The organism is Tenacibaculum insulae (assembly GCF_964512435.1).
GTDB lineage: Bacteria > Bacteroidota > Bacteroidia > Flavobacteriales > Flavobacteriaceae > Polaribacter > Polaribacter insulae_A.
The window spans coordinates 1,495,268-1,513,519 of sequence record NZ_OZ208512.1; the positions used below are offsets into that span (position 1 = coordinate 1,495,268).

The 18,252-nt window shown below is 29.6% G+C and carries 16 protein-coding genes; all 16 read right to left on the minus strand.

Annotated elements, in window-relative coordinates:
• Nucleotides 1-319: 319 nt before the first annotated feature.
• The 16 genes from ACN5J5_RS06935 to ACN5J5_RS07010 all read right to left on the minus strand — a co-directional run bounded on the left by ACN5J5_RS06935 (nt 320) and on the right by ACN5J5_RS07010 (nt 18,168).
• Nucleotides 320-2,953: a carboxypeptidase-like regulatory domain-containing protein gene (locus ACN5J5_RS06935; RefSeq protein WP_418644204.1), complete on the minus strand. Its 2,634-nt coding sequence runs from the start codon at nt 2,951-2,953 to the stop codon at nt 320-322.
• Entirely contained in the window at nt 2,950-3,765 is an 816-nt protein-coding gene (locus ACN5J5_RS06940) for a GLPGLI family protein (protein WP_418644205.1), read from the minus strand. The genes ACN5J5_RS06935 and ACN5J5_RS06940 overlap by 4 nt, the downstream gene beginning before the upstream one ends.
• A gap of 52 nt (nt 3,766-3,817) precedes the next feature.
• Nucleotides 3,818-4,024: a hypothetical protein gene (locus tag ACN5J5_RS06945; RefSeq protein WP_418644206.1), complete on the minus strand. Its 207-nt coding sequence runs from the start codon at nt 4,022-4,024 to the stop codon at nt 3,818-3,820.
• Between the two features lie 383 nt (nt 4,025-4,407).
• Nucleotides 4,408-5,037, minus strand: coding sequence for a carbonic anhydrase family protein (locus ACN5J5_RS06950; protein WP_418644207.1), 630 nt, complete (start codon nt 5,035-5,037; stop codon nt 4,408-4,410).
• Nucleotide 5,038: 1 nt separating this feature from the next.
• Nucleotides 5,039-6,901 (minus strand): SulP family inorganic anion transporter, encoded by a 1,863-nt coding sequence (locus ACN5J5_RS06955; protein WP_418644208.1) that lies wholly within the window; start codon nt 6,899-6,901, stop codon nt 5,039-5,041.
• A 142-nt stretch (nt 6,902-7,043) separates the two neighbouring features.
• Nucleotides 7,044-7,829 carry a universal stress protein gene (locus ACN5J5_RS06960; RefSeq protein ID WP_418644209.1) on the minus strand — a complete coding sequence of 262 codons (786 nt, stop codon included), beginning with the start codon at nt 7,827-7,829 and terminating at the stop codon, nt 7,044-7,046.
• 11 nt (nt 7,830-7,840) lie between these two features.
• Complete coding sequence (locus ACN5J5_RS06965) at nt 7,841-9,421, minus strand: SulP family inorganic anion transporter (protein WP_418644210.1); 1,581 nt, start codon at nt 9,419-9,421, stop codon at nt 7,841-7,843.
• Nucleotides 9,422-9,507: 86 nt separating this feature from the next.
• Entirely contained in the window at nt 9,508-9,804 is a 297-nt protein-coding gene (locus tag ACN5J5_RS06970) for a hypothetical protein (RefSeq protein WP_418644211.1), read from the minus strand.
• Nucleotides 9,805-9,857: 53 nt separating this feature from the next.
• Complete coding sequence (locus ACN5J5_RS06975; RefSeq protein ID WP_418644212.1) at nt 9,858-10,619, minus strand: SH3 domain-containing protein; 762 nt, start codon at nt 10,617-10,619, stop codon at nt 9,858-9,860.
• Nucleotides 10,619-12,382, minus strand: a complete 1,764-nt coding sequence (locus ACN5J5_RS06980; protein ID WP_418644213.1) for a BatD family protein — start codon at nt 12,380-12,382, stop codon at nt 10,619-10,621. The genes ACN5J5_RS06975 and ACN5J5_RS06980 overlap by 1 nt, the downstream gene beginning before the upstream one ends.
• Nucleotides 12,383-12,433: 51 nt before the next feature.
• Nucleotides 12,434-13,240, minus strand: coding sequence for a tetratricopeptide repeat protein (locus ACN5J5_RS06985; RefSeq protein WP_418644214.1), 807 nt, complete (start codon nt 13,238-13,240; stop codon nt 12,434-12,436).
• A 17-nt stretch (nt 13,241-13,257) separates the two neighbouring features.
• A complete protein-coding gene (locus ACN5J5_RS06990; RefSeq protein WP_418644215.1) occupies nt 13,258-14,298 on the minus strand; it encodes a VWA domain-containing protein in 1,041 nt (346 codons plus the stop codon).
• A 3-nt stretch (nt 14,299-14,301) separates the two neighbouring features.
• A complete protein-coding gene (locus ACN5J5_RS06995; protein ID WP_418644216.1) occupies nt 14,302-15,309 on the minus strand; it encodes a vWA domain-containing protein in 1,008 nt (335 codons plus the stop codon).
• On the minus strand, nt 15,296-16,213 hold the full coding sequence (locus tag ACN5J5_RS07000) for a hypothetical protein (protein ID WP_418644217.1): 918 nt from the start codon (nt 16,211-16,213) through the stop codon (nt 15,296-15,298). The genes ACN5J5_RS06995 and ACN5J5_RS07000 overlap by 14 nt, the downstream gene beginning before the upstream one ends.
• Before the next feature lie 30 nt (nt 16,214-16,243).
• Complete coding sequence (locus ACN5J5_RS07005) at nt 16,244-17,107, minus strand: DUF58 domain-containing protein (RefSeq protein WP_418644218.1); 864 nt, start codon at nt 17,105-17,107, stop codon at nt 16,244-16,246.
• Between the two features lie 71 nt (nt 17,108-17,178).
• On the minus strand, nt 17,179-18,168 hold the full coding sequence (locus ACN5J5_RS07010; protein WP_418644219.1) for an AAA family ATPase: 990 nt from the start codon (nt 18,166-18,168) through the stop codon (nt 17,179-17,181).
• Nucleotides 18,169-18,252 lie beyond the last annotated feature (84 nt).

The window sequence follows — 18,252 nt, forward strand, 5'->3', positions numbered from 1 at the left end:
GCTATTAATTGTTATGATTACTACTGTCACAAACATATAATTCAAACATATAATTCAAACATATAATTCAAACATATAATTCAAACATATAATTCACAATACCCAATACCCCTATTTGTTTGTTAGGGTTATCCCTAATTCAAATAGGGCTAACCCTATTTTCGTTAACATTTTTTTAACATTTATAATTGGTACTGCCTATTAACATTAAGTTCTAAAAAATCTTTGAAAGAAAATCGTCTATGTTTTGAGTTTATTTTACAAATCTATAAATTTAGATTTGTTGCGTTAGGTTATTGAATAAACCTTATGTTCGTTTTTAAAACGAAAATCTAATATTAAACAAAACCTGTCTCGGTCTTAGTCTAAAATTAGATTCCACGTAGCTAAAGTTATCAATGTTAATTGTTCTGTATTCTTTGGTGTTTACTATGTTGTTAAACTGCAATTCAAAATCTATGTTTTTATTTTTCCAAGTGTAGCGATACACTAAATCAGCAAAAAAGTTATCTGTATTTTCCGAAAACAAATTGTTTTTTACATATTCAGTTTTAAGCCCCACGTATTGGTTTGCTTTTGGGTAAATATTAATATTTAATTTATGAAACTGCTGTGTTATGGTTTGTTTTTTTTGGTTTTGAATTTCGTTGTTTGAAAACTGAAAAATGCTCTCAATATTAGCATTCAGCCAATCAGTAATATCTGTATCCAACTTCGCATTTAATCGCCAATTTTGGTTTGCTATATTTGCTATTTCAGTATTGAGAATTTGCTTAAAATCCTGTAAACTATAATTTGTACTTAAAGTCAAATTGGTATTAATATCACTAAAATATTTACTTAATCTTGTCATAAAATTATGACTTAATCGGTTATTATTTTGTTCAATCGCTTTTAATTCGGTTGCACCGTTATCTAATATTTGATAGTTGTACAATAAATTTTTTTCAGTTTTTGTATGATTGTAAATAAGACTAAAGAACAATGATTTAATTGGGTTTCTATATCCAATTGAAGCTGAGTAGCCCAAATTTCGATTTTCAGCTAATGGTACGTCTTTGTATTGTAAATTACGATAGTTTTGTAAGATGTAATTATAATAAACTTGGTTTACAGTGCCAAATTGATTATTTATTTGTGCGGAAGTTCCTAGTCGCCAAAAAGATGTTAAGTCATAAGTTATTGATGCTTGCGGTTCAAAAGTAACTCTGTTTAAGTTTTGGCTTCTTTGCAACGGCTTATCTTTTAATTTGTAACTATGAATATTAATCGGCGCATTCAATTCAATACTCCATTTGTTTTTTTTGTATTGAGTTTGTAAGTGTATATAGAGTTTTGAGCGTGTCCAGTCTAAATTATTCTCAAAATCTGAATTCTGGCTAGTGGTTGAAGTTATAATTTCACTTTCTAAACGTTGTGTTTCAAATTGAAAACCAACTTTAGGCGAAAAGCTAAAGGCTTTCCAACCTTTTGTAAAGCTTAAAGAATTATTTGTGTAAAATGTATTAAGCTCAATATTTTGTGTAACTTCTTTATGAGGATTTCCGTTATTAAGCAAGTCGTTAAATTGGCCTGGATTTATGGTTAATGATTGCGGTGATTTATTTAACCCAACGTATGATTTTAAAGTAGCAATTTGTTTGCCTAAAGGAAAAATCGTTTTAAAGTCGTTAGATAGTTTAAAATAGCGGTTGCTTAAATTTTGAGCTATATTATTATTGTTTAGCTGAATAGTACCACGCTCACTATCCCAAAAGCCTTGAAAAATTAGACTATTCTTAAAAAAGTTGTTATATGTATTTTTTTGAAGCGTTAGGTTGGTCTCCAATGTGTTTGGATATAGTCGATTGTATTTGTTTTCAAATAATACAATAGTGTCATTTGCTGTAAAAAACTGCGTGTTAGTAAAACCATTTTGTTGTTGATAATCGTTTAAATAAGAGATGTTTAATCGTAGTTCGTAGTTTTTTTTGAGCTTTTGTAAGTAATTTGTGGTTATCAAATGAATGTTATTGTCTAACCAACGCTTTTCTGAAAAATTGGGAGTTTCTATTTGTTGAATAGTCAACCAATCTTGTTTTTCATCATTACGTTCAAATTTTTCTAGTAAATTTTCAATAGTTAAGGTTTTTAATTGAGAAGCTACATTATCGCCAATATTATTAGCTTGATAAGAACTTAGCATTTGTTGTTTTTTAGAAAACAACATTGGCGTAATATTCATATCCCAAAGCGGTGGCGAAAAACCCGAGCCTAATTCCGCCTGTCCTGTAAACGTGTAACTGTTTTTTAGTTTTATGTTAATAGCTGCTTGGTCGGAATACACTAAGCTATCTAATACTTTAATAGGCTGATGATTTTCTAATACTTGAACTTTAGTAACTTCTTTATACGGTAGATTACTATTGGCAAGATTGTATTTACCTTCTAACAAATCTAAGCCCTCAATGTAATATTTATTAATAGGTTTACCTTGATATAGAATTTTACCATCGTTTAAAACTTCAATACCAGGCATATTCTTTAAAACATCCGCAATGGTTCTATCTTCTTGTTTGGTAAAAGCATTAACAGAGTAATTTAAAGTATCACCACGCTTAGTAATGGAATTTGGTTTAATGACAACTTCTTTAAGCATTGTTATCTGTTCTTCTAACGCAAAATTTAAGGTTTGGGTATTATTATCAATAATTTTGTTAACGGTTTTAAAACCCATTGACCTAATAATGATTTGTAATTTCTCATTTTTAGTATTTACTGCTATTGAAAAAAAACCTTCATTGTCCGATATGTCATAACTTAGAATATCATCCGAGTTTAATTTAGTTATTGTAATACTCGCTCCTGAAATAGGTTGTCTTTTTTCTGTTGATAACGAACCATTAACTTTAGTTTGTGCAAAAACATTTTTAAAAGAGCAACAAACAAAAAACACTATTAATATTTGCTTCATCCATTGTCTTTTTTTAACTCGATTGGATTATTTGTTTTTTCATTTCTTTTTCTAAACTTTTTACGAATAATCCTTTTTGTTTCTTCTGAAAAAACAGTACCTTGACTTTCCATATATGGGATAGGGTTTTGCTTAAAACTTTTTCTTATTTCAATATACTTTCCTTTTGTTAATGATAATGCTTCATTTTCATAGTTAATGTTTAATACTTTATTTTTTTTAAAAATCTCTAAACCTATTAATGTATAGTTAATTTCTTTCTTATGGTCATATAATTTAATTATCAAACCAGGAAGTCCTTTAAATTTATAAGGCCCATCAGATATTGGTATCTCAGAAGTGTACCAAGCGATATAATTTCTACCTCTAAATTTTGTCTCAGCTTTCCTGATTTTCATATTATTTAACGAGTCATAAATATTCGTAATTTTCCATTGCATATTTACGCTATCATTATACTTATAAATTTTATCATAAAACTCATTATATATTATGATTTTTTTTGAACTAGTATTTTTGAAAATTCTTTTATTTGAAGAGGGTTTAGGTAATGATCTTAGTTGGCCTAAATCACTAAAATTAGCATTATTTAAAATTGTATCTAATTTTATTCTATTATCACTTACAAATAAAGAATTATCTTTATTTAAGTAAAGACTATAGTTTTCTAAATCTATTTTAGATTTTTCATCAGTAGGGTGAACTTGCTTCTGATAATTATATTTTACAATTAATTTATAGTCGATATTATTTTGTGCATAAGTAGTAATACTTATTATAGTAGTAAAAATTAATAATAATATTTTTTTCATTTTTTAGAAATTTAAAAAGAGGGACATTAAATATCCCTCTGTAATTAATTTATTAGTCAGCACATACTGCGTCATCATTAACTAAAACAGCTTTAATTAATTGCTTCGTAGTTCCTTTGAAATCACAAATATTATATTCAATACCACAAGAAAGTGTTACGTGAATACAACCTGCATCTTTTTCAGCTATAACATTACTTTCAGCAAAACTTGTTGCTGTCCCGAATGCAAACACTAATGTTAAAAATAAATTTTTCATAATAATATAAAGTTGTTTAATACTCCATTGTGGTCTTGAGCGGTTCGTTTGCGACCAAGTAATACATTATTCATGTTTAAGTATTTATTTAACAATTGACTAGTATTTGTAAATAAGATTTTTTTAATGAATATAATTATTACTGTTACAAACTTATAATTCAAACTTATAATTCAAACTTATAATTCAAACTTATAATTCACAATACCCAATACCCCTATTTGTTTGTTAGGGTTATCCCTAATTCAAATAGGGCTAACCCTATTTTCGTTAACATTTTTTTAACATTTATAATTGGTACTGCCTATTAACATTAAGTTGAGGTATAAAAAAAATCCGAAGTTATTAACTTCGGATTTTTTAGTTTTATAAAAGTATAAAGATTATAACAAAGTTACTTTACCTGTTTGTAAAGAATACACTCCACCAACGATGGTTATTTCGCCGTTATCTTCCATTTCTTGTAAAATTTTACTTCTTTCACGAATACGCTCAATAGTTAATTTTACATTATTTTCAACAGTTTTAGCAACAAATGCGTTGTTGGTTGAGTTTGCTTCACCATCAACTTGTTCTGATGCTAATTTAGCCGCAGGTACAATATTGTCTAACATTGCAGTAATGTTTCCTAGTTCAACTCCGTCGCAAGCAGCTTTTACTGCACCACAACTTTCGTGACCCAATACAAAAACTAATTTACTTCCTGCAACTGCACAAGAATATTCCATAGATCCTAAAATATCAACATTTTCAAAGTTTCCTGCCACACGAGCTACGAAAACATCTCCAATAGTTTGATCAAAAACTAATTCGACAGGCACACGAGAGTCAATACATGATAAAATTACCGCTTTTGGGTTTTGCCCATCAGTAGTTTGTTTTACCAGTTCGGTAACGTTTGATGCTGTTAAATTATTAGCAACATAACGATTGTTACCTTCTACTAAATCTTGTAATACTCCGTTTGGAGTTAATGTATTTTGTACTTCTTTTGTTATTGCTGTATTTCTCATTTTATAATTTGTTTTTAATGTTTGTTTTTACCCATGAAAGGCAATCATTAAAAGTTTCGAAAATATGTTTTTCTGAAATTAAATCAGGAACAATATCAATACGTTCCATCATATAACGTGGTTGTTTTAAAATATCAACTAGTAAAACAGTAATGCCGTTTTTTTCTAAATCTACGAGTATATCTTCTAAAGCATACAATCCAGATTGATCCATATACTGCATTCTTCCCATACGAATAATTACATGCGAAGCTGTAGTAGGAATTTGTTTTGCTAATGCTTGAAAATCACTTGTTGATCCAAAAAATAAAGGTCCTTTTATGTGTTTTATAAATACTTCTTCTGATAATTCTTTAGGGAAATCTTTTTCATCTGCCCAAGCCTCTTCATTTAATGCTTTTACATCAGAACGTTCGGCGGTTAAATCACCAATTTTTTTCATAAACATTAAAGAAGCAATTACTAAACCAATACCTACGGCATAAACTAGGTTCCAAAAAGTAGATAAGAACAAAACAACTAACATAATAATTACTTCAGAACTTACTTTAAAAGGGCCTATTTTAGCATCTTTTGGTAAAGCAGGAATCGCTTTTAATCCCTTATAATCCATCACGCCAATACCTACAGTAATTAAAATTCCCGCTAATACTGCAGCTGGAATTTTAGAGGCAATTGGTCCTAAACCTAATAAGATAATTAGCAGCATTACACCTGCAACCATTCCTGATAATTTAGTTTTACCACCTGAGTTAATATTTACTACGGTACGTATTGTTGCACCAGCACCAGGAAGCCCTCCAAAAATAGCTGCGATAGTATTACCAACACCTTGCCCAATTAATTCTTTATTAGGTTTGTGTTTTGTTTTGGTCATATTATCTGCAACTACTGAGGTTAATAATGAATCAATTGCACCTAATAACGATAATGTTAATGCTGTAAAAATATAAGGCGTGATACTTGAGATACTAAAATTAGTGAAAATATCCATATTTGGAATCGGAAATCCTCCTGGAATTTCTTCGATAGGGCGGTACTCTAACCCAAAACCTAAAGCAATACCTGTCATTACAACTAAAGCAACAAGTGTACTTGGTACTACGGTTGTAATTTTTTTAAATCCGTAGATAATAAAAATAGTACTTAAGGCTAAAATTAGTTCTAGCCAATTAATGTTGTTTAAAGCTCTTGGTAATACTTTTATGGCGCCAGAAACTCCTGAAGCTTCTTTACCAGCTAAGGTTTTACTTTCTTTTAAAATATCGGCTTGTGTTGTTGCTTCAGATCTTTTAATTGTTTCTTTAAAATTTTCTAAAACCAAAATACCTTCACCAGCTTCTTCTTTTAAAATGTTTTCTAAAATTAGCTCTTCCGCTTGCGGCTTAAATTGCTCTACAAACTGAGTGTCTTCTTTAGGATAATAACCTACAGAAGGTAAAATTTGTGTAACCAAAATAATTAAACCAATAGCGGTCATAAAACCAGAAACTACCGGATAAGGAATGTAACGAATGTATTTTCCTAAGCCTAAAACTCCTAAAGCCACCTGAAATAAACCGGCAAGTAAAAATACTGTTAAAATTGCAGGCAAAGCTTTATTAATATCACCATCATTGGCAGCTAATATACCAGCAACTACAACCATACTTACTGCTGTCATTGGTGCTGTTGGTCCTGATATTTGCGTATCGGTACCACCAAATAAAGAGGCAAAAAAAGCTATAAAAATAGCACCATATAAACCAGCACTAGGTCCTAGTCCTGAAGATACTCCAAAAGCTAATGCTAATGGTAGCGCTACGATTCCGGCAGTAATACCACCAAATAAATCTCCTTTAAAATTTGAAAATAATTTTTTCATAAAAATATTACATTAAGTAGCTACTAAGATAATTAATTATTAAAAAATAAAATAGGATATATGTATTTATGTTAGCTTTAAAAGAAAACATTTTCTTAACTTTTTTTATATTTTAAACCATTTCATGGAGTTTGTATTGCCACTATGTTAATACTAGCGATACGTTTAATTTGTTAATTGCAGTTTTAATATCTGTTTTTGTTAAATATTCTTTGTTATCTTTTCTGTTTATATGTAAAAGATGTGTTTTGTTTTTTACCAAGTAACTAGCTAAATTTTTAATAGTATTACTGTTTTTTTCAAAAACATAACTAACATCTTCTTTATCTAAATTATTTTTAAGAACACTTGCTTCTTCTTTGTTTTTAAAAAGGTTAAAAGATACAATTGGTTTAACAATATGTGTTGCAATATTTTTTGTAGCCTTAGATGTTAAAAAAGATTTTCCGCTATTTAATACTCCTAATGATATTGGTTTGCTAGGTTCTAATTCGTTTTTATCCTGAATTATAAAAACAGTACCATTAAATTTATTTATAATAAAATCGGTAACATTATTATTTAAAAGATTAAAAGGCGATTTTTTTTGTTTACCTAAAACAATTACATCGGGCGATTTTTCTTCTATATATTGTTCTACTTCGTTTTTAAGATTACCAACAGAAAATTTATAATTAATAGTAAGACCGTATTCTTTTGCAGTCGGATCTATGATGTTTTTAATTTTCTTACTGGTTTCGATAGAATCTTTATTTAAGGTTCTAATTGCTGATAATTGACTCTCTTTGGTAACAACATCGATTGGTTTTTTTGCATGAAGTAAATCGATATTTCCATTAATCATTTTAGCAATACTAACAGCACTTTTTAAGGTGCTGTTAGTAGAGTCTTTTAAGTCTGAAAGCACTAATATGTTTTGTTTTTTCATAATGCTTTAGTTTATGCTGCTTTTGGACGTAATTTAAAAAACTGAATAAAACTAGGTGGATTTTCGATAATCCCTCTTTCAGAAATAAGTTTAATATTAATATCTCTTTCTTTAGCTTTATATGCAAAGTCTTCTAAAATTTCGATAATATCATTGTCTAAATATCTAGTCTTGGTTACATCTAATTCTAAATACGTATCTCTTGGTAAGCTATCTAATTCTTTTAATACTGCTCCTTTGTTAAAAAAAGTTACCTCTTCGGCAAGAGTCATTTTAATTTTATGTACGCCATTACTTTTATCTTCAATATGTAAAAAGTGAGAATTTTGGTAACTTTTAATTAAAATTACAACTACTCCTACAGCTAAACCTAATGAAATACCGGTTAATAAATCAGTAAAAACAATACCAAGAACTGTTACAGCAAAAGGAATAAACTGTTTCCATCCTAAAGTGTACATTTGTTTAAATAAACTAGGTTTTGCTAATTTATAACCTACAATTAATAAAATTGCTGCCAATACAGAAAGTGGTATTTTATTTAATAAATTCGGAATTAAAATTACCGATATTAACAAAAGTAAACCATGAATAATTGCCGACATTTTTGTTCTTCCTCCCGATTGTATATTTGCAGAACTTCTAACAATTACTTGTGTAATTGGTAAACCACCAATTAAACCAGATAAGATATTTCCTGTTCCTTGCGCTAATAATTCTTTATTAGTTGGAGTAACATTTTTATGCGGATCTAATTTATCTGTTGCCTCTACACAAAGTAAAGTTTCTAAACTAGCTACTAATGCAATTGTAAAAGCTGTAACCCAAACATCAGGATTTGTAATCGCACTAAAATTTGGAAATGTAAATTGATCTAAAAATGAAGATAAATTTTCTGGAATTGGTACACTAACTAAATGTGATGGTTGTATAGAAAATGTTTCGCTACCTTGTGTTGCTACAAAATAAATAATACCTACTACAACGGTAACTAAAGGTCCTTGTATTAATTTAAAAATTTTACCTTTTTTACTAAGAACTTTATCCCATAATAATAAAATACCTAATCCAATAAAACCAATAACCATTGATCCTACAGTAATATTATCAAAAACATTTAAAATGGCAGAAAATGTGTTTTCTCCTGATGCTTCAATAAAACTATCGGCACCTTCTGGTTCTGCATCATATCCGAAAAAATGTGGAATTTGTTTTAAAATAATAATAATACCAATACCGGTTAACATTCCTTTAATTACTGATGATGGAAAGTAGTAACCAATAATTCCGGCTTTTAAAACACCAAAAACAAGTTGAATAACCCCTCCTAAAACAACGGCAACTAAAAAGTTTTCATAACCATCTAAAGTTCCGATGGCAGTTAAAACAATGGCGGCTAAACCTGCTGCGGGTCCACTAACTCCAATTTTAGAACCACTTAAGGCTCCTACAACGGTACCTCCAATAATTCCGGCAATTACTCCAGAAAAAAGAGGTGCTCCACTAGCTAATGCAATACCTAAACATAATGGTAATGCTACGAAAAACACGACAATACTTGCAGGGAAATCGTTTTTAATTTTTTTAAACATAAAATATATATTTATACTCCGAATGAAAATTCAGAGTGATTTTTTTGATTGAAAAATGAATAATTTGTTCTAAATAATTTTAAAAATTAGATAGCAAATTCTGGTGGAGGAGTTGTTATTTTTAAAAATTCAGAAACGTAATTTTTAGAAAGATAAATTACATTTTTTATTTTCTGAGTTTTTATGAAAAATATATCTGAATTAGTCGCAGAATATATTTTTATTTCTTTCGTGTTTTTTTTTGCTTGATTTTCCTCTTCCTCTTCAGTTAAGTTTAAGAAGATAGAAATATCTTGATCTTGGTCGATTAAAGTAATAATTGTAGGTGCAACAATCATGCTCATGAATAGGATAGAGAAAAAGAGTGCAATTTTTACTTTCAAGTATAATTTTTTATAAATCGGAGCAAAAATAAGAAAGGTTTTGTATTTTTTTGTTAAAAATTAGCTAAGATTTTTACATTTTCAGATAATAGCCAACCTGTTTTACCATCAACTAGTTTTATTTTTTTCCAATCATCCACCGTATCTAATACTTTTACTTTTGTGCCTTCATGTAAAGTGAAAATTTCATCGGCATCTTTAGTGGGAGCATTTTTTATTTCAATTTCTTCCGCAAAAATAATTGCTTCAATATTATTTTTTGATTGATTATACTGCGTAAAAGTAATGGTTACAGTAATAATCAACAATAAAAAAGATAAAATACTGGTAGAAAAAAATAACCTTTTTTTACTTGGTGTGTACGAAAAATAATATGCTAAAAATAAAAAAGAAGCTAAAAAAGACAGTAAAACAACAATGACAGCCCATGTGTTGTAAGTGAATTTTTGTAAAAATTTTTCGTTTATTTTCTGTAAAAGAGATTTAGGTAATTCTTCAATTCTATCTAAAGTTAAACGTTTTGCTATTATTAAATTATTAAACGCATCTTCGTTTAAAGGGTCTAATAAAAGTGCTTTTTCGTAGTTGTAAATTGTGGGTGCTACTTTATTTAGTTTATAATAAGTATTACCCATATTATAGTATAATTCAGACGAAATGTTTTTAGTGGTTTCTATCTTTTTGTACAAAGAAATAGCTTCTACATATTTACCTTCTTTATATAATTTATTAGCGTTGTTAAACATATCATCGGCAGTTTGTGCCATGAAAATGTTTGAAGTTAAAAACACTAAAAGTACAATAATCTGTTTCATTATAATTGCTTATCTAATTGTGTTATTACTTGCTTTGCTTTTTCGTATTCTTCGGTCATTTGTACATTGGTAATTGGTGTATATCTTGCAAAATCGCAATCGTTTAACACCTCAATAAAGTTTTTAACACTTGTACTATCTACCTTCTTTTCTAAAAGTAAATCAGTAATTTTTTCACTACTAATGTCTGCTGTTTCTACCCTTAATTTAGCTTTTAAATAATTATGTAAAGCTCTTTCTAAAGCCTCATAAAAAGCTTCTTTATTTCCTAATTCTTTTTGAGCTTCAGATAAATATTTTTTAGCCAACCTATCAGCTTTTCGTTGTTTATTACCAACAATATCTCCGTCTCGTTCTTCCTTTTTCTTTTGGATATAAATAGCAACAGGTATGGCAATTATCGGTAAAAATAATAACAGATAAAACAATACAGATTTAAAGAAATTAAATGTTTTTATTGGCGCAAGACTTGTAGCTGTTTGTATGTACTTAAAATCGTTACCGGTAATTTTTACACTTTGTTTAGTGGTCGAATTTGTAGGCGTTGTAGTTGGCAGTGTTTTACCTTCTAAAACATCAACATATAAATCGTCGGTGGTAATTGTTTGATATACTTTTTCCTTCGGATTAAAATAAGAAAAACTTGTTTTTGGAATTTTGTATTTCCCTTTAAATTCAGGAACTACAGTGTAGTTGTCGGTAACAGAACCTCTTAGTCCGTTAGCAATAACACTTACTTTTTCTTTTCTTTCAGGCTGGTAAACTTCTAATTCTTTAGGGGTTTCAATTTTTGGTAACTCAAATAATTTTAAGTTTCCATTACCATTAATACTTACCTTTATTGTTGATGATTCGTTGGCTTTTAAAGTATGTTTGCTTAAAGCAACATTAAAAGAAAATTGCCCAACGGCTCCTGTAAAATTTTCAGGTTTATTTTCAAGAGGCAAAGGTTTTGCACGCACTATTTTTTTAGCTGATGAAAACTCTTTACGAACCTGTTTAGTTATCATATTACCAAAAAAATCGGCACGTCCAGTAGGTACCGCAACAATAATATCCATTTTCATCGGGTCTATTGTTAATTTTCCTTCTTTAGTAGGTATTAAAAGTGCTTTGTGTAAAATTACATAACGATAACGCTCGCCATTATAATTTCCTATTTTAACAGGTGTTCCGTTTCTTTTTATCTCCTGATTCCAAAATCCATTATACTGTGGCGCTTCAGTAATAGCGTTGTCATAAATTCCGATATTTTCACTAAAATACAAGCGATATTCAGCATAAATTCCTTCACCTACATAAGGTTGCGATTTAGAAAGTTCAGCAACTAAGTGAATGTTTTGTTGGGCTATATAATTTGGGTCGTTTGGGTCTTTAGGAATCTCAACAGCATCTAAAACAATAATTTTTACTGAATTCGATTTTATTTTTTTTCCATCAATTTCAATTGATGCTGAAGGTAAATTAAATTCCCCTTTTCGTTTTGGCTGAATAATATAGGTGTACGATTGGCTAAAAGTTGCCTTACCGTTTATCCAAGATTGACTTACAGATTGACTTGGGCCACCAACAATTTTAAAATTCTTAAAGTTTGGAGGTGTAAAATTATCTGCACCTTGTTTATTTATTGCAAATTCAACACGTAAACGTTGATTTACGCCCAATTTATTTTTGCTAACAGTTGCTTTTAATGCCGATTCTTGTGCATTAATAGTAAATGTTAGTAAACAGATTAATAGTGTTATGTATAATTTCAGCTTCATATTCATTCTAAGAAAAACGTAAAAATAATTAAGATTTTAAAAACAGAAAAATTACCAATCTTTTTCTTGTTTTACCTTTCTTCCTTTCGATTTTTTAACATTCATTTTCTTTTGAGTTTTCTTTTCCTCATTGTTTAAACTCTCTAACAACTGTTTCATTTGTTCAGGAGACATTTTTGCTTGCTGAGGTTGAGGTTTTTTGTCTTTCTCATCCTTTTTATTTGGCTTATTTTGGTCTTTGTTGTCTTTTTTATCCTGATCTTTCTTGTCGTCCTTTTTATCTTTATCGTCGCCTTTTTTATCCTTGTTTTTGTCGTTTTTCTGATCTTTTTTATCCTTTTGATCTTTCTTGTCTTGGTCTTTTTTATTCTTGTCGTCTTTATTTTTTTGCTTTTCTTGCTCTTTTTTAGCATTTTTTTGAGCAACGGCTAAGTTATAACGGGTTTCATCGTCATTCGGATTTTTACGCAAAGCATTTTTAAAAGCCTCAACAGCTTGTTGATATTGTTTTTGCTCTAACAAAGCATTTCCGATATTATGATAAGCTTCAGCTTTAGCAAACTTATCTTTTGCTGTTTTTGCGGTTACTTGAAACTGCGCAACTGCTTCTTTATATTTTTTTTCTTGATATAAAGTATTTCCAAAATTATAACTCGCCTTTTCATATTGGCTGTCTTTACCTAATGCCTTACGGTAGGCAATGGCAGCATCACCATATTTTTCCTTTTTATATAATTTATTTCCTTCACGCAACAAACTTCTTGCTTCGCGCTGTAACTTTAAAGTATCTTGTTGTGCCGATGTACTTACAGTAATCAGTATTAAAAATAAAAAAAGTATATTTTTTAGTTGTTTCATTTTTTATAAAATAAAATCTATGATTCTTTTTCGTTAAATAAATCGGCTTTTTTAACCCACTTTGTTTTTCTTTCAAAGAAAAATAAATCGATAATTAAAAATAGCAATCCAATACCTAAAAACCATTGAAATTGATCTTTGTAATCAGAAAATTGTTTGGTTTCAAACTCGCTTTTTTGCGCATTAGCAATAACATCTTGAATAACATCAACAGGATTATCTGTTTTGTTACCATCCATATATTTTCCGTTAGATGCTTCAGCAATATCCTGCAAAACTGGCGACATTCTTTTGGTAATTACCGTTTCTCCTTTTCGGTCTTTTTTGTAGCCAATAAGTGCACCGTTTAATTTTATAGGAATTGGCCCTCCTTTTTCGGTACCAACACCAACAGTATACACTTTTACACCTTCGTTTGCTATGTTTTGCGCAATTTGTTTGGTTTCTTCTTGATGATCTTCACCATCAGAAATAATAATTAAAAAACGATTGGTTTGCTCATCATTATTATAATAGGTTTTGGCTAAATTTAAGGCTTCGTTAATAGCGGTTCCTTGGCTCGAAACCATATCTGGATTGGCATTTTGTAAAAACATTTTTGCCGCCGCATGATCGGTAGTAATAGGTAATAGCGGGTATGCGTTACCTGCATAAATAATTACTCCAACTCTATCACTACCAAGTTTATCAATAATTTTTGATATAATTTGTTTCGATTTTTCTAACCTGTTTGGTGCAATATCTTCGGCAAGCATACTTTTAGAAACATCCAAAGCAAAAACAACATCAACACCTTCGCGTTTTACGGTTTTTAACTTGGTTCCCATTTTAGGGTTTACCAATGAAATGATTAAAAATGAAATTCCGATTAAAAAGAAAATCAATTTTAAAACGGATTTAAAGGTAGAGGAATTAGGTGCAATTTTTGCTAACAATCCTGCATTTGCAAATTTTTTCTGAGTGCGTTTTTTCCACCATAAAACCAACAAGAAAATAACAATTATTATAGGAATAATTGCAAACAGATAAAAATATATTGGCTCTTCTATACGATACATTTGTTATATAAAACTTTTAAATAAGGTGTTTTTTAATACGAATTCTAACAGTAAAAATATTCCGGCTAAAAACACTAATAATCGATATTTTTCAGTGTAATTATAATATTTAAATTCTTCTATTTTTGTTTTTTCAAGCTTGTCAATTTCATCATAAATCGCTTTTAATTTAGAATTATTAGTAGCTCTAAAATATTTACCATCGGTTTCTTTGGCAATATGTTTTAGCAAAGCTTCATCAATTTCAACTTGTTGATTTCTAAAAGAAATTTTACCGGTTCGTGGGTCTTTTGCCCACGGAAAAGGAGCCATTCCGTTCGTACCAATACCAATCGTATATACTTTTATATTGTTGCCTTTTGCCAATTCGGTTGCTGTTTTCGGGTCTACAAAACCAGCATTGTTTACACCATCGGTTAATAAAATGATAACTTTACTTTTAGCTTTACTTTCTTTTAGTCTGTTTACTGCCGAACCTAAACCCATACCAATAGCGGTTCCGCCTTCTAATTGCCCCCATTTAATTTCAGAAATGGTTCTTTTTATAATCGATTTATCGCTTGTAATTGGCGTTTGTGTAAAACTTTCACCCGCATAAACTACAATTCCAATTCGATCGTTTGGTCGTCGATTTATAAAATCAGTAGCCACTCTTTTAAGTGCTTCTAATCGGTTTGGTTTTAAATCTTTTGCCAGCATACTTGCAGATACATCAATAGCCATAACAATATCGATACCTCTGTTCGACTTTGTTTTTTTACTTACCGCTACGTTTCGTGGTCTTGCTAAAGCAACGATTAAACAAGTTAAAGCAAATAAGCGCAATAGATATAATAAAGGTTTTAATTTTGATAAAATATTACCTTGTACTTTAAAGCCTTTAACGCTTGAAATTGTTAATTGCGCGCTATCTTTTTTTCTAGAATAAAAATTCCAGAATGCTAATAACGGAATTAATATTAGTAACCATAAAAATTCCGGACTATGAAATTCAAAATTATTCCACTTCATCTTCTACAACTTCTTTTTTAGGTTTTAAATTATCAATTACAAGTTTTGCATCTTTACGATCGGCTTCAATTTGATGTGCCATTGGTTTAGATTTTGCAAATTTTACTAAATCAGATTCTTGTAATAGTTTTCGTAATTTATAAATGGTTTCTTTATCGGTTTCAATCGATTTTATATCGTTAAAATCATTTAAAATAGCAATTAATTCATCAGTTGTAACCTCTAAAGCAGGTATGTTTAATTCTCGCTCTATGTAGGCTCTAATAATATCAGTTAATTCACTATAATATTTTTTAATTTTATTGTTTTGCCACAATAATTTTTCGTCTAATTTTTGTAGTTTTTCAATAGCTTCCTCGTAAGGCGGCAATGCTGGAACCATAATTTTTTCTTCCACTTCTTTTTTCTTCTTAAAAACGAAGAAGTAAAGCAGTAGCCCAATTGCTAAAAGTATTGCGAATGTCCACCAAAAATAATTCTTAAAATCATCAAATCGGTAAGGTTCGCTTTTAATGCCTTTAATCTCAAACTTTTTAATTTTTGTAGTGTCAATGGCTACGGTTGCAACATTAATAAGTAAACTGTCGGTTAAAAAAGCTTGGTTTTTAATAAAAATTTGTTGTTGCGGAATATAAAATGCTCCGCTATCAAAACCTGTTAAAATATATTTTTGAATCAATTTGTTTTTAATTGTATCAACCTTTAAAGTATCTACAACTTCTAAACCTTTTAAGTTTGTTAATTTCGGAATGATAACATTTTCAGTTTCATCAATCGAAATTTTGTATTGAAATTGCTCTCCAATTCTAATATTAGTCGTGTCTACTTCAACCTTTATTTTGTTAGATTGAGAAAAACCAACACTACAAATAAGTAAGAATATATAAAGTAATTTTGTTTTCATTTTTATGTTGTCAATTAAAATATACAATTATTACTTTCGTTTAAAATAGCCTAATAAATTTTTCACATAACTTTCGTCTACACGATTATTTATGGTACCTGCTCCGCTTTTCTTAAAAGTGGTTTCAAAATAATCTGCCAATTGTAAGGCGCTTGTTTTATATTGTTTTCTTACGGATGAAGAACTGGTGTTTACTAAATGAGTTTCGCCGGTTTCTGCATCAAGCATTGGTACCATTCCTAAATTAGGAATTTCTTCATCGTGTTTGTCAAACACTCTAATTCCGGTTACATCGTGTTTGTTACCTGCTATTTTTAAAGTGCGTTCGTAAGCATCGTCCATAAAATCAGAAAGCATAAAAACAATGGCTTTCTTTTTCATAATGTTTGATAAAAACTTTAAAGCTTCGCTAATATTTGTTTGCTTACTTTTTGGTTTAAACTCAATTAGCTCTCTAATAATTCGTAAAACATGACTTTTTCCTTTTTTAGGCGGAATGTAAAGTTCTACTTGATCAGAAAATAAAATTAAACCAACTTTATCGTTATTTTGAATGGCAGAAAACGCTAATGTTGCTGCAATTTCAGTAACTGTATCTTTTTTAAATTGATTTGACGTACCAAACGATTCAGAACCAGAAATATCTACCACAAGCATCATCGTAAGCTCGCGTTCTTCTTCAAAAACTTTTATATAAGGTTCGTTATAGCGTGCAGTTACATTCCAATCAATAGCTCTAATATCATCTCCATATTGATATTGACGAACTTCAGAAAAAGTCATACCACGCCCTTTAAAGGTTGAGTGGTATTCTCCTCCAAAAATATGATTAGACAAACGACGTGTCTTAATTTCTATTTTACGAACTTTTTTTAGTAATTCTTTTGTATCCATTGCTATTCAATTGTCATTTAACAGTTTTAAAAATCAGTTTTTATACTGATACTTGTTTTTTGATAATTGATTTACGGTACTTGTACTTCGTTAATAATTGAGTTGATAATATCTAAAGATGTGATATTTTCAGCTTCAGCTTCATAAGTAATCCCGATTCTGTGACGTAAAACATCGTTTACAACTGCACGAACATCTTCAGGTATTACATAACCTCTTCGTTTAATAAAAGCATAACATTTTGCAGCTTTTGCTAAATTGATACTTCCACGAGGAGAGGCACCAAAATTAATTAGAGGTTGTAATTTTTCTAAATTATATTTCTCAGGATAACGAGTTGCAAATATGATGTCAAGAATATATTTTTCAATTTTCTCATCCATATAAACTTCGTTAACAGCTTCACGAGCTTTTAAAATTTGTTCAACAGAGATTACCGGATTTACTTTACCAAAACTTCCGTTAAGATTTGCACGCATAATTATTTGCTCATCTTCTAACTTCGGATAATCAATAACCGTTTTTAACATAAAACGATCTACTTGTGCTTCTGGCAAAGGATAAGTTCCTTCTTGCTCAACAGGGTTTTGAGTTGCCATTACTAAAAAAGGTTCTTGTAGCTTAAAAGTTTCATCACCAATAGTAATTTGACGTTCTTGCATTGCTTCTAGTAAAGCAGATTGTACTTTGGCAGGCGCACGGTTAATTTCATCGGCTAACACAAAGTTTGCAAAAATTGGTCCTTTTTTAATCATGAAATCATTTTCTTTCATGTTGTAAATCATGGTACCAACAATATCGGCAGGTAATAAATCTGGCGTAAATTGCACACGGCTAAAACTACCTTGTACTGCTTTGGCTAATGTGTTTATGGCAAGGGTTTTTGCTAGTCCAGGTACACCTTCTAATAAAATATGTCCGTTACCAAGAAGTCCGATAAGTAATCGTTCGATCATATATTTTTGACCAACGATAACTTTATTCATTTCGTTTGTTAATAAATCAACAAAAGCACTTTCTCTTTCTATCTTTTCATTTATAGCTCTTACATCTACATCCATAAGTAATTGAAATATTTTTTTATATTTTATGAAACAAAGCTACAATAATAAGAAAATAACTGTTGTTAAAGTATGGTTAAAGAT

Bases quoted from the DNA above. Each gene is read 5' to 3' on its own strand.
- ACN5J5_RS06935 (WP_418644204.1), bottom strand. From the start codon at position 2,953: ATGAAGCAAATATTAATAGTGTTTTTTGTTTGTTGCTCTTTTAAAAAT.
- ACN5J5_RS06940 (WP_418644205.1), bottom strand. From the start codon at position 3,765: ATGAAAAAAATATTATTATTAATTTTTACTACTATAATAAGTATTACT.
- ACN5J5_RS06945 (WP_418644206.1), bottom strand. From the start codon at position 4,024: ATGAAAAATTTATTTTTAACATTAGTGTTTGCATTCGGGACAGCAACA.
- ACN5J5_RS06950 (WP_418644207.1), bottom strand. From the start codon at position 5,037: ATGAGAAATACAGCAATAACAAAAGAAGTACAAAATACATTAACTCCA.
- ACN5J5_RS06955 (WP_418644208.1), bottom strand. From the start codon at position 6,901: ATGAAAAAATTATTTTCAAATTTTAAAGGAGATTTATTTGGTGGTATT.
- ACN5J5_RS06960 (WP_418644209.1), bottom strand. From the start codon at position 7,829: ATGAAAAAACAAAACATATTAGTGCTTTCAGACTTAAAAGACTCTACT.
- ACN5J5_RS06965 (WP_418644210.1), bottom strand. From the start codon at position 9,421: ATGTTTAAAAAAATTAAAAACGATTTCCCTGCAAGTATTGTCGTGTTT.
- ACN5J5_RS06975 (WP_418644212.1), bottom strand. From the start codon at position 10,619: ATGAAACAGATTATTGTACTTTTAGTGTTTTTAACTTCAAACATTTTC.
- ACN5J5_RS06980 (WP_418644213.1), bottom strand. From the start codon at position 12,382: ATGAAGCTGAAATTATACATAACACTATTAATCTGTTTACTAACATTT.
- ACN5J5_RS06985 (WP_418644214.1), bottom strand. From the start codon at position 13,240: ATGAAACAACTAAAAAATATACTTTTTTTATTTTTAATACTGATTACT.
- ACN5J5_RS06990 (WP_418644215.1), bottom strand. From the start codon at position 14,298: ATGTATCGTATAGAAGAGCCAATATATTTTTATCTGTTTGCAATTATT.
- ACN5J5_RS06995 (WP_418644216.1), bottom strand. From the start codon at position 15,309: ATGAAGTGGAATAATTTTGAATTTCATAGTCCGGAATTTTTATGGTTA.
- ACN5J5_RS07000 (WP_418644217.1), bottom strand. From the start codon at position 16,213: ATGAAAACAAAATTACTTTATATATTCTTACTTATTTGTAGTGTTGGT.
- ACN5J5_RS07005 (WP_418644218.1), bottom strand. From the start codon at position 17,107: ATGGATACAAAAGAATTACTAAAAAAAGTTCGTAAAATAGAAATTAAG.
- ACN5J5_RS07010 (WP_418644219.1), bottom strand. From the start codon at position 18,168: ATGGATGTAGATGTAAGAGCTATAAATGAAAAGATAGAAAGAGAAAGT.